Genomic DNA, 14,039 nt, shown 5'->3' with positions numbered 1-14,039 from the left:
CCCTGGTATTGATGAAAGATTAAGGCAGGGCGAGGAAGAGCGCATGGCCCCTTAGAAGTCAAAGATTCTTCCCTTGGCTCTCATATAATAGTGTCAGCTATATACTTACGCAAAACCCCGGCACCTTCAAATTTGTTAAATTTTATTCTTGTATGTTCCCGTTGTCAAGCAAAATATGAACGTCCAGCTATTCTAGAAGGATAAGACCGAAATATTTTACGTAAGTGCCCTTTTTTTCGAGGAAACGTACCTCAAGTCCATTGTCTCTCACCGTTTGGAAGACATCTATTCCACAGGCCTCCATCGAGGGTCTTGCATGATAGGGCAGCAGACAGGGCTCATCTTCAGGGCACTCGGGACACAGCGGACACGGGCCGGCGCTCATGGCAAATGCCTTGTAAAAGCCCGCGACACTGGCCTCAAGCTCCAGTTTCAGGAGCATCTCCTTGAATTCCTTCCCGGGGGGCTGGCCCTCTATCAGTACGGCGTGGCTGTAACACTCAAGAATATTCCGGGTCTCTGTATAACTGGGTGCAAAGGGGGGACATGTTTTTGACTTATTGTAGTGAGAACAGCCAAAGCGACACTTCATCTGGACCCACGGTTCTACCACTATGCTGGAAACCGGTATCATCTTTGCCTCCGTGGCGCCAAGACGTACCGCCTCCTCGCACAGGAAGTTTATCCCACGCGTCTTTGTCTCCACAGGAAGCAGGCCTCCCTCTATTTATTCTGGCGTAAGACGTGTCATAACAAAAAAATAAACCTCGCAACACTTAACAACAGTCAACCAATCCTGTCAATACAAAATTGGGTTTGACCACCTGGGGAGGCGTGTGATAGTATTTGCCATAAGCCTTTTGGCGACGCGTTATTATAAAAAGGATCCAGCTTGTGGAATATAGCCTAAGCCAGATACATTCCATCACGGGCGGCACGCTGGTAGGAGACGGTAACGTCACTATCACTGGGGCCGGAAGCCTGGAGGGGGCGGGACCGGGAGACATAAGCCTTGTCAAGGGGGAAGATTTGGTGGGTAAGGCACTGACCTCTAAGGCCGTCGCTCTGGTCGCGCACAGGAACCTGCCTGAGCTGGGCAAGCCGCTGATAGTCACGGATAATCCGTTCCTGGCCTTCACAAAGTTTCTACAGGTAATAGCCAAAGAGAACACCGCGCAACCCGCGGGCGTCCACCCGCAGGCGTCTGTCTCTGAAAAGGCGGTGGTGGGTAAGGATACGTCTATCGGTGCCTATAGTGTCGTTGAAGAGGGGGTGGTGATTGGCGAGCGTGTAACCATATATCCCCTGGTATACGTGGGACGAAACGCCAGGGTAGGCGATAACACGGTTATATACCCGCAGGTTTCGATAAGAGAATCCGTTACGATAGGCAGGCGCGTGACCGTCCACTCGGGGACCATCATAGGCGGCGACGGCTTTGGGTACCTTCGGGAGGACGGGCGCCACGTGAAAATACCCCAGGTCGGCACTGTGGAGATAGGGGATGACGTTGATATAGGTTGTAACGTGACCATCGACCGTGCCACTATGGACAAGACCGTAATAGCCCGTGGCGTTAAAATAGACAACCACTCCCACATTGCCCACAACGTGATTATCGGCGAAGACTCCATGCTCATTGCGTATGCGAAGATTGCCGGCGGGGCGGTTATCGGCAAGAACGTGATGCTTGCAGAGGACGTGGGCGTAACGGACCACGCGGTGATAGGCGACGGCTCAACCGTCGGCGGCGGGGCGAACGTCTATAAAAGCATCCCGCCCGGCTCCGTTGTGTGGGGCTCACCGGCCAAGCCCATTATGGAAGAAAAACGTCTTCAGGCCCTGCTCAGGAAACTGCCAGAGATGAGAGACACACTCAAGGAACTGTCAAAGAAGATATTAAAAGGAAAAGGGCGTTAGAGAATTATTTGTTCCCTAACACCCTTTGAGATTGGCCTTATAGTATTGTAGAACGTACTGTACCGGAACCCGTGTTTTATTTCTCCTATCTTACCGTAAACTGCCCGTCAAGCTTCTTCATCTTTTCAACGATGCCGCCGTATTCGAGGTCGTCGTACGGCAGCATGGCAGGCCCGGAGAAGCCCTGACGTCTTATTTCCAGCGCCTTCTGCGAGACCTGTTCTCTCGACCAGTCCCAGAACGGATGGTCAAAGGCGTCGGCCGGCTCCGTAAGCTTCCCGTTATGCACACAGAAGGCGGCGCAGGTAACCACGGCTGGCCCGTCAAAGAAGGAGATAGTGCAGTTCTGTTTACAGGGCATCATGGGGCCGTTATGGCTCCCTCTCATCGTCCCTGCCACGTAATGGCCGATGGCATACGGTGAAAGCAGTTCACCGGTCGCAGGGAACTGAGACTGCACGCGCACAAGATGAACGGGGTCGTCCTTGCCCGTATACTTACCTGCGATGTTTCTCAGCCTCGATGTGCTCACGGAAGCCGCCTGGTCACCGGTATGTCTCGACCAGATCGACTCGATAACGAATCTTGAGTTATCTCTTAGAAGTGTGGTGATGTCATAATAATCTTCCGGCGTGTTCAGCTCTATTATGCGGTCACCCTCGGTGTAGTTCACGTCCATTATTACAAACTTGAAACCGTCGGCCATCGAAGGGCTGAGCATAAGCCCCGGGCAATACATGGGGTCTGAAAAACCTAAGAACAGGGGGAGGTTATACGCCCCGGGTTCAGTCTTATCCGCCGCAAAGAACAGGAAGGGTTCGTTCGGTCTCTCTTCAAACTCCATCTCCGCAACCGCCGGGCCCATGCCCTTTACGTTGCCGGAGAAGGCGTCCTTAAGCAGGTCCTGACCGGCGCCGTACAGCCCCTGCGCCTTCGCCACATTTGTGCCGGCCACGAAGGCGTCCCAGGCCATTTTGTGAATCCCCTCATTCCCCGTTCCACCGGTGTGCGTCATTAAAATGGCCACGTCATCACCGGTATGACTGATGAACATGTCGATTATCTTTTTCTTTCCCTCAGTTGCTATGTGGTCCCTGACCGCCTTCAAAACAGCCTGACTGGGTTTAATGTGGCCGCCGATGCTGCCTATATCGGCCTTAATTACGCTTAAGGTTATTTTCATGGTTTCTCTATCCCTTCCCTTCTCTGCCCCTCTAAAAGAAGCCGCTTTGAAGTTTCTTCTATAGACAGAAGCTGTTTAATTGAAATGTTGTAGATGGTTTTTGGGCACATGACATTCTACTTCCCTGCCCCTTAAAATCAAATAATTTATTTCCTGCACTGTTTTTTATTGACTCTTGTATCCCAAGACGCTAAGTTTAGCCACGATGGTAGGGAGGCAGGTCGTGGAGACTAACTACAAGACTGGCTACATAAGAATTTCTGGCATGGCCGAGGCGCGACGACATGAAGCCGCAATGAGCCTCCCGGATTATTAGATTGGATGCGTGGTCATCGCGGCGTCTGATGACATGATGTTTGACTTGATACATCTCGAAAGCAACTAATCGTCATACAAGGAAGGTGCTTTGGTTACCTTGATTTCATTACTACTTAAACAACTGAACGTCCTGGAGGCATTGACGGAAGCGCCTGCGGGGCGTCCGTCCGGCCCCACGAGCAGCGTCCTGGACCGGATCCCGATACCTGATAAGCTCCCGGATGTTAGTTCGCTTCTCAATGAGATATTCAGTAATCCGTACTACCTGCTGGTGATAGCCGCCGTCCTGGTCATCGGGGGTATAATAGCGGCGTTTGTCGCGCGGGCCGCGGGCAAACGCGGCAGGCTTAGAAAAGACGCCCTGCGCATCCCGGTCGACAAGTTGACGCCGGAGGACCTGGGTATCGAGAAATATAAAAACGGAGAGCACCACATACCGAGGGAGAGTGACGAGTACCTGGTTAGTCTCCTGGACGGGGTTGAACCGAGGGTGCTGGTGGTCGGTAAGACCGGTTCAGGCAAGACACGTACTGTATATGAAGCGGTTAAGGGCATGAATGGCTACGTGGTTCTGGCCCCAAAACACCATACAATCCCCCAGAACAAGCTGAAAGCAATAAGCTATCTGCGAAAGAAAAAGGTCTTCTTATTCCTCGACGACCTGGATAAGTACGTTAAGAAGGTCGACATTGCAATGCTGATAGAGCAGTTGAAAAAAAACGCCGGCGCCCTTGCGGTATTGGCGACCTGCCGTGGCGGAGACCCACTTGAGCTGGTAGAGAAGACCGAGCCCTCCTTCCTGATGCAATTCGACGACCGGACGCGTATCGAGCTTCGCGACCTGACGCCCGAGGAGGAGGAGGCCCTGGCGAGCAGTTTGGACAGGGACTGGTCGCCAACCGCCTACAATCGTACGCCGGGCTCTGTTGCTGTGGACCTGCCGGAGATGAAGGTCCGCTATAAAAACGCCAGTAGCGGGGGCAAGACTGTCGTCGGTTTACTGAAGATGCTTCGCAGTTGTTTCATCCACACTTATAAGGAGAGCGTGGTCAAGAAATTGTTCCAGGCGACTTTTGAGGGGGACCCGGAGAGCAAGGCCAATTGGAATGATGCCCTGACCGAAATGGTCGGGAACGAGTTAGTCACCAGGAAGGAAAAGGAACTCAGTATATATGATGCCTACCTGGAAGACGACTTCATAGACGATTACACGCCCGGTGAAGAGGGCTATCAAAAACTCGAGGATCTGTTAATCAGAGAAAAGGATGCAGAGGGGCTCTTTAGCATGGGCGTTTTCTACTACACGAGAGACCGGTTGGACAAATCCATCGACGTCCTTGAAAACGCCGCAGCGTTTGACCCCAACCACGTCAACGCCAGGATTTGCCTGGGTGACGCCTATGAAAAGAAAGATATGGTGGAGGAGGCCATAACACAATACGAAGAGGTGTTGAAGATTAACCCGGGTAACCCTCAAGTCCACAACCGGTTAGGCCTGATGTATTACGAGCAAGACATGATGGACGCAGCCATTGAAGCCTTTGGAAAGACCATAGGCATAAATCCCGGAAACGTCGAGGCCCACTACCATCTGGGGCTTATCCATGAGAAGAGAGAGGAGATGGAGGACGCTATCCTGGAATATAGAGAGGCCATAAGGCTTGCCCCCAGTCATCTGGACGCACACAGAAACCTGGCGTTTATATACAACAAGCAGGGCCTGCTGGAAGAAGCAATACGGGAGTTCAGGGAAGTTGCGGCGATTAACCCTGAAGACGCAGAGGTCCATTACATTCTCGCCTCCGCCTATAGCGAGAGCGGCAAGGTGCAGGAGGCGATTGCCGAATACGTTGAACTTGTAAGGATAAACCCCGATGACGCCAAGGCCCAGTACAGCCTGGCCGTAAACTACTACAAGACGGGAAGGCTGGAAGCGGCCGTTGAAGCCTTTAAAGAGGTCATACGGATAAACCCGGACGACGTCAGAAGCCACTTTAATCTGGGGCTTACCTATTACAAGAAAGACATGATAGAGGATGCCGTTAAAGAATACGAGGAGGTGTTGAAACTTAAGCCCGGCTACTCCGCCGCGTACTATAACCTGGCCCTCTGCTATGCGAAGAAAGGAATGACTGACGAGGCCATTGACGGGTTTAAGGAGGCAATAAGAAACAATCCGAATCACCCGGAGGCCCACCGCAACCTGGCCCTGGCATACAATAAAAAGAATATGTTCGACGCGGCCGTAGAGGAGTTTAGAGAGGCCATAAGGATAAGGCCCAACGACCCAACCTCGCACGGCGGCCTTGCCATGGCCTACCACAAAAAGGGCATGACCATGGAAGCAAGAAAAGAGTTCAGGATATATGAGCAATTAAAGGCCCGCCTGAGCAGGCGTTGATAGCGAAAGGTTTGTGGTAGTTGAAGAGGCCAGCCCGCGCCGTTCCCCCCGTTACCTTCTTGACAGCCCCAATCATGACTGTTATTATCCGACTTAAGGCCTTTGTATAGACTTAACTTATGGGTAGAGCACGGTCTAAGTCTCCGGTACGACGCCGCCGGGGGCGCGCCCCTGTGTAATCCCGGCCGGGTCTATTCCGAAGTGCCGGGGCGGTGTTGTCATGACCAATAACACGGACTTTTGCGGGATAAACCCTGAATGGCCATAGATTATATTATACAAAAACTGGAGGAGGGTATAGGCAAGCTCCGCCGCTTCTACCTTATGCGCTTCCGGGAGGACTATGTACGCGAGCAGCTTGCGCTTCGCAGGGGCGAGTGTAACAGGTGTGGAGATTGCTGCAGTATAATGTTTAGTTGTCCATACCTGGGCGGGGAAAACAACTGCACGATATATGAATGCCGTTACAAGCAATGCGTTTCATTCCCCATAGAGCCCCGAGACCTCAAATTCCTCAGACACAGGTGCAGTTATTACTTTGAGGGAGAAGAACCGCCCAATCTCCCTGAGACCCAAGAGACCCGGAACGTCGCGAAGATTTTATAATGCGAATGCCCATCACCAACTACGCGCCAAGAGAATTAACCTTATTCACCACAGTACTACTGGCGGGAGCGGTGCTCTCTCTTTTAGCGGGGATTTACTGGGCGGGCCTTGTGCTTCTTCTGGCACTGGGGTTTGTCCTGTTCTTCTTCAGGGACCCCGAGAGAGGTATTATAAAGAACGAGTCCAGATTCCTGGCTCCAGCCGACGGCAGGATTGTCGAGGTAACTACCGTAGATGAGGGCAAATATTTAAAGACCGAGGCCGTCAAGGTCAGTATCTTTATGTCGATTTTCGACGTGCACGTGAACCGCATACCCTGTAGCGGCCTGGTGGAGTTTATTGACTATCAGAAAGGCAGGTTCTTCGACGCCCGCACGAAAGAGGCCTCTTCCAGGAACGAGAACAGCATGATTGGCCTGCTGGCGGACGGCGGCAACAGATTTCTGGTAAAACAGATAGCCGGGCTGGTGGCCAGGCGAATCGTCTGTCCCGTAACCGTTGGAGACCGCCTGGAGCAGGGACAGCGGTTTGGCATGGTGAAGTTCGGTTCGAGGCTTGAGCTTTTCATCCCCAAAGGCACGAAAGTCCGGGTGAGGGTCAAAGAGGGCCAGAAGGTGGTGGCGGGTCTGACCGTACTGGCAGAGCTGATTTGAAGTTTTTCTATTTTAAGGCAGTTGCGTTTAGCAGAAGGGCTTAAGTAAAGGCGTTTGCTTAGTCGCCCTATACAGGAGGCAACCCTGAGATTAAAGGATAAGGTGGCGCTGATTACCGGCGGCGGCACGGGTATCGGCAGGGCCGCTGCCCTCATTTTCGCGAAAGAAGGGGCGAAAGTGGCCGTTACGGGCAGGCGCAAGGAACCGTTGAAAGAGACCGTGTCCGCGATTGAATCCAGTGGCGGAAAGGCCATAATGGTGGAGGGAGACGTCTCGGCGGCGGAAGATGCGGCAGAGATGGTAAACCAGACCGTAAAGGCGTTCGACAGGATAGATATCCTGGTCAATAATGCCGGTGTAAATTACAAACCCGGAGGCACGGTTGAGACGGATGAAGACGGGTGGGACGTTGTAATGAATATCAATGCAAAGGGCGACTATCTGGTAAGCAGGTATGCCGTACCGGAAATGGAGAAGGCGGGGGGAGGGAGCATCATAAACATAGCCTCTATATTCGGTCTTATCGGCTATCCCAAGGCCCTTGCCTATTGCGCGTCCAAGGGGGCCGTGACAAATCTGACCAGGAGCATGGCGCTTGAACTGGCAGAGAAGAACATCAGGGTAAACTGTGTCTGTCCCGGAGTAGTTGATACGCCGATGGCCAGGGAATGGATAGAGAGACATGGTGATTACGAGACTGTGGTGAAGAAGATATTGGAAGATTACCCCATTGCCAGGATCGGCCGGCCCGATGACATTGCCTATGCGTGTCTGTATCTCGCGTCTGACGGCGCAAGTTGGGTAACGGGAGCGGTTCTGCCGGTCGACGGCGGCTATACGGCAAAGTAAAAAGCAAAGGGATTCTTGTGGTTTATGGGGTTATGGAAACGCGGTAAATTTGATAGAATCCGGGCAGTGACATTTACGCAAGTATTTTTTGGTGAGGGACTATGAGATTAAAGGATAAGGTAGCGCTGATTACCGGCGGTGGTGCGGGTATCGGCAGGGCCACGGGCATAGGCAGGGCGACCGCCCTCCTCTTTGCCAGGGAGGGGGCGAAGGTGGCCGTGACGGGCAGGCACAAAGGCCCGCTAAAGGAAACCGTTTCTGCGATAGAGTCGGTTGGCGGGGAGACCATAATGGTCGAGGGCGACGTCTCGGTTGCCGAAGACGCGGAAAGGATGGTAAGTCAGACCGTGGAGGCGTTTGGCCGTCTGGACATACTGGTCAATAACATCGGTGTGAACTACAAGCAGGGGGGGACGGTAGAGACCGAAGAGGACGGATGGGACGTCGTAATGGATATTAACGTAAAGGGCGTCTTCCTGGTGAGCAGGTCTGCCGTGCCGGAGATCGAGAAGGCCGGAGGGGGGAACATCATAAATATAGCCTCGGTATTCGGTCTTATCGGCTATCCTAAAGCCGTCGCTTATTGCGCGTCCAAGGGCGCCGTGGTGAACCTGACCAGGAGCATGGCACTTGACCTCGCGGAGAAAAATATAAGGGTAAACTGCATCTGCCCCGGGATAGTTGACACGCCTATGGCCAAGGACACGATTGGGAGGCTTGGTGACTACGATGCCGAACTCAAGAAGTTATTGCAGGAACATCCTCTGGGCAGGATAGGACGGCCGGAGGACATTGCCGGTGCGTGCCTGTATTTTGCGTCTGACGAGGCAAGCTGGGTGACCGGGGCCGTCTTGCCCGTCGACGGCGGCTTCACTGCAAAATGATAGAGAGGTTTTTTCGTATTTGTAGCGGGTAGGGCACTACCACGCCATGCCTGGAGGGGGCTTTACGAAGAAGTGAGGGGTTTTCCCGTGTTTACAGGCATTATAGAGAATATGGGGGTTGTGAAGGAACTTGCGCGCGTCGGCCAGGGAGGGAGATTACGGATAGAGCTGAGCGGGTTGGCCGGGGAGCTGGGAAACGGTGACAGCCTGTCGGTTGACGGCGTCTGTCTTACGGTGGTGGACATTGCGGGGGGAGTGGCAGGTTTTGACGTCTCGCACGAGACCCTGAAACGTTCTACGCTGGGCGGTTTGAGGCCCGGAGACAGGGTCAACCTTGAGACGGCCCTGGCGGTGGGCGACCGGCTCGGTGGACATTTCGTGCAGGGCCATGTGGACGGCACCGGCACCGTGGAGAAGATAGAGTCCCGGCCCGGTGAGTGTACCATCTGGTTCTCCGCGGGCACCGAACTGACTCAATATATGATAGAGAAGGGTTCGGTGGCGGTAGATGGCATAAGCCTGACCGTAGTGGACCTGACCCCTCAAAAGTTTTCAATCGCCATAATCCCCTTTACCCTCGAAAACACCACGCTTGGCCTCAAGAAGGCCGGCGACCGCGTGAACATAGAGGCAGACATGCTGGGTAAGTGGATAAAGAAACTCCAGTCCCCCTGGGGGGCCCCGCAGGGTGAAGCCCAGGGCGAGGGCCTTACCATAGAAACACTCAAGGCCAGGGGGTTTGAATAGTATGGCCGAGAAAAACAGACAAACGATTGGCATCACAATGGGTGACCCGTGCGGCGTGGGGCCGGAGGTGGCGCTCAAGGCGCTGGCAGCGCTGGCGAAAGGCCCCGAAACGGTTGACGCCGTCCTGATAGGTTCAATAGATGTGTTTGAAGAGACGGCCGGGGTCATCGGGATTTCACCGGGTGACATGGAGAGCGATAATCTAAGCGTCCGGGTTCTGGGCACGGAAGACCCTTTTGACGTGAAAAGAATGTATGAAATACCGCCTAACACGGCGGCGGGAAGTGTGTCCGTGAAATGCGTCCTCAGGGGTATAGAAATGGCGCTCTCCGGGGAGATAGATGCGCTCGTAACCGCTCCCATAAGTAAGGAGGCCATGCGCATGGCCGGGTATCCGTACCCGGGACACACCGAGATGCTCAAAGAGCGCACCGGCTCCGACGAGGTTGTAATGATGATGGTGGGCGGGAATCTGAGGGTGTCTTTCGTGACCATTCACGTACCGCTGAGAGAGGTCGTCGACAGGGTGAACACAGCGAACGTCTTTTCTACCATTATGATTACGGCGGACGGCCTGGAGAGGTTTTTTGCCATACCCAGGCCGGAACAGAGGATTGGCGTCTGCGCCCTTAACCCCCACGCGGGTGAGGGCGGGTTGATGGGACCCGAGGAGGGCGGGATAATACTGCCTGCCGTGGAGCTTGCCCGGAAGGAGGGGGTTGGGTGCAACGGCCCGTTTGCCTCGGACGTAATCTTCCGCAGGGCCGTCGAGGGTGAATTTGATGCCGTCGTCTGCATGTATCACGACCAGGGTGCTATACCGATAAAACTCCTTACCACGTTAGACAGTGGCGTGAACCTTACCCTTGGTCTTCCTATAGTGCGCACCTCACCCACCCACGGCACGGCCTTTGACATTGCCGGAAGGGGCACCGCCAACCCCGGCTCTATGCTTGAGGCCATAAAACTGGCGAACAGGCTTGCCACGGTCCCGGCGGCCTTAAACCGGGGAGTGAATGCTGCATTGACCACACCTCTCTAAAGAACTGCCATGCTTGCAAGAAGGGTTTGTTGCCTATGTCTATGGTCCGTACCCACGACATGATGAGCGCCGTACCCGATACGGTTTCCAGTCTAAAAGCCGCGCTTCGAGGGAGGGGGATTTTCCCCGGGAAGAGGCTAGGCCAGAGTTTCCTGTTGGACCAAAATGTCCTGCGGTCTATCGTGGAAACGGCCGGTATCTGCGACCGTGATATAGTGCTGGAAATAGGGACCGGTGCCGGCTCTCTGACAAAACACCTCGGAGACAGGGCCCGTAAGGTATTGAGCGTGGAGATAGACCGGCGGTTGTGCGACCTTTCACGGGCGGCACTGGACTCATGCGAGAACGTACACATCGTCAATATGGACGTTCTCAGATCCAAGGCGGTCATAGACCCCGTTATAGAGGGGCGTCTTCAGGAATGGCTTGAGGGTGAGAGCGGGTCTGTACTGAAGGTAGTCTCGAACCTCCCGTATTGTATAAGCACCCCGGCGATAATCGCCCTCCTGGAGGGTGGGCTTCCCGTGACACTGATGGTACTTACCCTGCAGAAAGAGATAGTGGCCAGGCTGGTGGCAGAGCCGGGGACAAAGGAATACGGGGTGCTTTCCGTGATAGCGCAGTTATTTTCAGAGATTCACGTAGTCAGGACCCTTCCCGCCGGGGTCTTCTGGCCGGCGCCCCAGGTTGAGTCTGCCGTCGTGACGCTCAACGTGGACAAGGAGAAGGCCCACAGGACAGCGCCGGACTATAAACTTTTGAGCACAATAGTAAGGACGGTATTTCAGTCGAGACGAAAGACACTTCTTAACAGCCTTCTTATGCTTGACTTGCCTTCCATTGACAGGGAGGTACTGCCGGGTGTTTTCAAGAAACTCGGTATAGAGCCGCGCCTAAGGGGTGAGGCACTGGATTTGGACGAATTTGTAGCTCTGAGCAGAGAAATAAGCAGTTTAATTCATTAGGGGGGAGAGAGATGGTAGAAGTAAAAGAAACTGACCTCCCGGCGATAGGCAAGAAGTTTACGATAGAGGCTGAGTCGGGGGAGACTGTAGTAGTCGTAGTCCGGTTGAACGGAGAGAGAGAGGTCTATCGCTTTACCGGAGACAAGGAAATACCGGTCTCCGAGACGACCTTTACGGAGGAAGAGGCCCGCACGATAGGCTCCATCCTGGCCGGAACATACTTCCATCCGGTAAAGGAGAAGGCCGTCGAACTGTTGATGAAAGAGATGGCAATGGAGTGGGTAAAGGTAGAGCCCGGGTCAATGCTGGAAGACAAGACCATCGGGGAATTGGCCATAAGAAGGGAGACGGGCGTCTCCGTAATCTCCATCTTAAGGAAAGGCAAGGTGATCCCCAACCCGATAGCCAAGCATAGAATACGCAGGGATGACACCTTAATAGTGGTCGGCACCAGCGAGCAGATAAAGACCTTTGTCAATATGGTTGAATTTTCAGTGAAAAAGACAGGCGGGAAATCCCCGGAAACGCCGCCTGAGAAACCTGCGGAAGAGCCCAAGGATTAATCAATGGAAGTACATACCTTAACTACTGAGATAGGGATTATATGTTTCATCCTCTTCTTAAGCGGCCTTCTCGCAAGAAAACTGCGTCTCTCGCTCATCCCCATTTACATATTGACAGGTCTTTTTCTGGGCAATTTTGTCCAGAAATCGATCGTAACGGATTTCCTGTCGCAGATAGGGATACTCCTGCTTCTTTTCTTAATAGGGTTGGAGTTCTCCTTCGGGGGACTCTTAAAAAACGGCCACAAACTCGTGACCGCGGGATTCTACGACCTGGCATTTAATCTGCCCGTCGGGTTTATAGTGGGCCAGGCCCTCGGCTGGGACATAACGTCTTCACTCCTCCTTTCCGGTATTGTATATATCAGCAGTTCAGCAATAATATGCAAGGGCATCGTGGAGCTTAAGAGGTCCGTCTATCCTGAGACGGAGTGCCTGCTGGGCATACTCGTATTTGAGGACATTTTCATAGCCATATACCTGGCGGTGCTCTCGGGCGTCATATCGGTGGGCAGGTTTGAGATGACCCCGGTTACCATTGCGATATTGAAGGCTCTGGTGTTTTGCGGCGGTCTCATGTTTATCGGCAAGTATCTGAGGAAATACGTCGAAAAGTTGTTAGACGTCGAGTCTACAGAGCTGTTTGCTCTTCTTATGTTCTCAATCATAATCCTTACGGCGTCGGCGGGCAAGATGCTGGGCCTTACCGAGGCCATAGGCGCGTTCTTTGCCGGAATGGTGATAGCAGAGACGCGCCAGAAGGCACGGGCCCTGGAACTCATCGCGCCCCTCCAATACATAACGGTGGCCATATTCTTTGTCTCATTTGGTATCATTACCGACTTCACCGCCTTTGGTGAGGTCTTCTGGTGGGCGCTGTTGCTGGTGGGGATATCCATTCCCTTCAAGCTGCTTACGGGAGTTTTCGCGGGCCGCGCCTACGAGCTGAACACCAGGGCTCAAATACGGTTAGGTCTCAGCCTGCTGCCACGGGGGGAATTTTCCATAGTAATTGCCGCCGTGGCCACCACATATGCAGGCAGCTTCAGCCATCACATACAGGCATTGACCTTACTATACGTACTTATACTGGCCATCCTCGGGTCAATCGTGATGAGATTCTCCGGTAAAATGGCCAACGCCATCGCGGGTAAAAAAATAGAAGGGCAACACAAGGAGGCCAACTAATGTCAGAATATTCTGTGGTGCTGATAACGGCATCCACACAGGAGGAGGCACAAAAAATAGGCCGGACACTGGTGGAAGAAAGGCTCTTTGCCTGTTCCAATCTTATTTCACCCGTCCAGTCCATATTCCACTGGGAGGGAAAGGTGAACGACGAGAACGAGGTCCTGATTATGGCAAAGACAAAGACCGGTCTTTCTGACGATATAATAAAGAGGGTGAAAGAACTCCACTCCTACACCGTCCCGGAGATACTGTTCCTCCCCATACTCCGCGGCTCAGAAGACTATCTGAACTGGGTAGACGCCGAGACCCGGGCGGTGACAGAACAAAACACCGACCACTGACCTTCCGTTTGACTTCTGAAAAGAAGCGCAGTAAGTCTTATATAATTCAATTCAAGGTCAAAACGGTAGCGTAAGCTTTTTTTTCATACCATATTTTGTAAAGGAAAAGTGAAGGTGTGGGATGCATACCCAAAGGTTAAAGGTTAAACTGGCCCATGATTAACTATTCCTGGAAATGTCATCACATAATTGTTTTGGAATAATAACTATTGTTTCCGTTCCGCCTTCTGCATTATCGCAATTTAAGTCAATATAAATCTTTCTTGGTTTCTCATCCTCCTTCAGTAGACACATTCTTATCCAGATTGGAAGCTCTTGGCCATCATTTAGATACGGAAGCAACGTGTTTGAAAGTACATAGGTATCTTCATATTGC

At 53.0% G+C, this 14,039-nt stretch carries 15 protein-coding genes; 12 read left to right on the top strand and 3 right to left on the bottom strand.

What is annotated here, in order from left to right; translation table 11 throughout:
* Positions 1-187: 187 nt before the first annotated feature.
* On the bottom strand, positions 188-706 hold the full coding sequence (locus NOU37_05595) for a DUF2284 domain-containing protein (protein MCQ4574703.1): 519 nt from the start codon (positions 704-706) through the stop codon (positions 188-190).
* A 188-nt stretch (positions 707-894) separates the two neighbouring features.
* Between NOU37_05595 and lpxD the strand changes: the two genes are divergently transcribed.
* Positions 895-1,920 carry a UDP-3-O-(3-hydroxymyristoyl)glucosamine N-acyltransferase gene (gene lpxD / locus NOU37_05590; GenBank protein ID MCQ4574702.1) on the top strand — a complete coding sequence of 342 codons (1,026 nt, stop codon included), beginning with the start codon at positions 895-897 and terminating at the stop codon, positions 1,918-1,920.
* A gap of 85 nt (positions 1,921-2,005) precedes the next feature.
* Here lpxD and NOU37_05585 read toward each other — a convergent pair whose 3' ends face one another.
* The gene (locus NOU37_05585; protein MCQ4574701.1) at positions 2,006-3,103 is read right to left on the bottom strand and encodes a fructose-1,6-bisphosphatase; all 1,098 of its coding nucleotides are present in this window, start codon (positions 3,101-3,103) and stop codon (positions 2,006-2,008) included.
* A gap of 406 nt (positions 3,104-3,509) precedes the next feature.
* Here NOU37_05585 and NOU37_05580 point away from each other — a divergent pair, with 406 nt between their 5' ends.
* The 11 genes from NOU37_05580 (at position 3,510) to NOU37_05530 (ending at position 13,663) form a co-directional block, all read left to right on the top strand.
* Positions 3,510-5,822 carry a tetratricopeptide repeat protein gene (locus NOU37_05580; GenBank protein ID MCQ4574700.1) on the top strand — a complete coding sequence of 771 codons (2,313 nt, stop codon included), beginning with the start codon at positions 3,510-3,512 and terminating at the stop codon, positions 5,820-5,822.
* A 258-nt stretch (positions 5,823-6,080) separates the two neighbouring features.
* Positions 6,081-6,428, top strand: coding sequence for a hypothetical protein (locus tag NOU37_05575; GenBank protein MCQ4574699.1), 348 nt, complete (start codon positions 6,081-6,083; stop codon positions 6,426-6,428).
* Complete coding sequence (locus NOU37_05570; protein MCQ4574698.1) at positions 6,428-7,081, top strand: phosphatidylserine decarboxylase family protein; 654 nt, start codon at positions 6,428-6,430, stop codon at positions 7,079-7,081. Before NOU37_05575 ends, NOU37_05570 begins: the two co-directional genes overlap by 1 nt.
* A 54-nt stretch (positions 7,082-7,135) precedes the next feature.
* Positions 7,136-7,930, top strand: coding sequence for an SDR family oxidoreductase (locus NOU37_05565; GenBank protein MCQ4574697.1), 795 nt, complete (start codon positions 7,136-7,138; stop codon positions 7,928-7,930).
* Between the two features lie 101 nt (positions 7,931-8,031).
* Positions 8,032-8,814 carry an SDR family oxidoreductase gene (locus NOU37_05560; protein MCQ4574696.1) on the top strand — a complete coding sequence of 261 codons (783 nt, stop codon included), beginning with the start codon at positions 8,032-8,034 and terminating at the stop codon, positions 8,812-8,814.
* Positions 8,815-8,901: 87 nt separating this feature from the next.
* Positions 8,902-9,561, top strand: coding sequence for a riboflavin synthase (locus NOU37_05555; GenBank protein ID MCQ4574695.1), 660 nt, complete (start codon positions 8,902-8,904; stop codon positions 9,559-9,561).
* 1 nt (position 9,562) lies between these two features.
* On the top strand, positions 9,563-10,603 hold the full coding sequence (pdxA, locus tag NOU37_05550) for a 4-hydroxythreonine-4-phosphate dehydrogenase PdxA (protein MCQ4574694.1): 1,041 nt from the start codon (positions 9,563-9,565) through the stop codon (positions 10,601-10,603).
* Positions 10,604-10,638: 35 nt separating this feature from the next.
* A complete protein-coding gene (gene rsmA / locus NOU37_05545) occupies positions 10,639-11,568 on the top strand; it encodes a 16S rRNA (adenine(1518)-N(6)/adenine(1519)-N(6))-dimethyltransferase RsmA (protein MCQ4574693.1) in 930 nt (309 codons plus the stop codon).
* Between the two features lie 11 nt (positions 11,569-11,579).
* Complete coding sequence (locus NOU37_05540) at positions 11,580-12,131, top strand: potassium transporter TrkA (GenBank protein ID MCQ4574692.1); 552 nt, start codon at positions 11,580-11,582, stop codon at positions 12,129-12,131.
* Positions 12,132-12,134: 3 nt separating this feature from the next.
* The gene (locus tag NOU37_05535; protein ID MCQ4574691.1) at positions 12,135-13,319 is read left to right on the top strand and encodes a cation:proton antiporter; all 1,185 of its coding nucleotides are present in this window, start codon (positions 12,135-12,137) and stop codon (positions 13,317-13,319) included.
* A complete protein-coding gene (locus NOU37_05530) occupies positions 13,319-13,663 on the top strand; it encodes a divalent-cation tolerance protein CutA (protein ID MCQ4574690.1) in 345 nt (114 codons plus the stop codon). The genes NOU37_05535 and NOU37_05530 overlap by 1 nt, the downstream gene beginning before the upstream one ends.
* A 159-nt stretch (positions 13,664-13,822) precedes the next feature.
* Here NOU37_05530 and NOU37_05525 read toward each other — a convergent pair.
* Positions 13,823-14,039 (bottom strand): hypothetical protein (locus NOU37_05525; GenBank protein MCQ4574689.1); only part of this gene is annotated, 217 nt, incomplete at its 5' end.

This window comes from Candidatus Bathyanammoxibius amoris (assembly GCA_024451685.1).
Lineage (GTDB): Bacteria > Planctomycetota > Brocadiia > Brocadiales > Bathyanammoxibiaceae > Bathyanammoxibius > Bathyanammoxibius amoris.
This window is presented reverse-complemented; position numbering and strand designations above follow the sequence as displayed.

What these genes read in the sequence shown, in the direction of transcription:
- NOU37_05585 (MCQ4574701.1), bottom strand. Translation starts at nt 3,103, where the DNA reads ATGAAAATAACCTTAAGCGTAATTAAGGCCGATATAGGCAGCATCGGC.
- NOU37_05575 (MCQ4574699.1), top strand. Translation starts at nt 6,081, where the DNA reads ATGGCCATAGATTATATTATACAAAAACTGGAGGAGGGTATAGGCAAG.
- NOU37_05570 (MCQ4574698.1), top strand. Translation starts at nt 6,428, where the DNA reads ATGCGAATGCCCATCACCAACTACGCGCCAAGAGAATTAACCTTATTC.
- NOU37_05560 (MCQ4574696.1), top strand. Translation starts at nt 8,032, where the DNA reads ATGAGATTAAAGGATAAGGTAGCGCTGATTACCGGCGGTGGTGCGGGT.
- pdxA (MCQ4574694.1), top strand. Translation starts at nt 9,563, where the DNA reads ATGGCCGAGAAAAACAGACAAACGATTGGCATCACAATGGGTGACCCG.
- rsmA (MCQ4574693.1), top strand. Translation starts at nt 10,639, where the DNA reads ATGTCTATGGTCCGTACCCACGACATGATGAGCGCCGTACCCGATACG.
- NOU37_05540 (MCQ4574692.1), top strand. Translation starts at nt 11,580, where the DNA reads ATGGTAGAAGTAAAAGAAACTGACCTCCCGGCGATAGGCAAGAAGTTT.
- NOU37_05535 (MCQ4574691.1), top strand. Translation starts at nt 12,135, where the DNA reads ATGGAAGTACATACCTTAACTACTGAGATAGGGATTATATGTTTCATC.
- NOU37_05530 (MCQ4574690.1), top strand. Translation starts at nt 13,319, where the DNA reads ATGTCAGAATATTCTGTGGTGCTGATAACGGCATCCACACAGGAGGAG.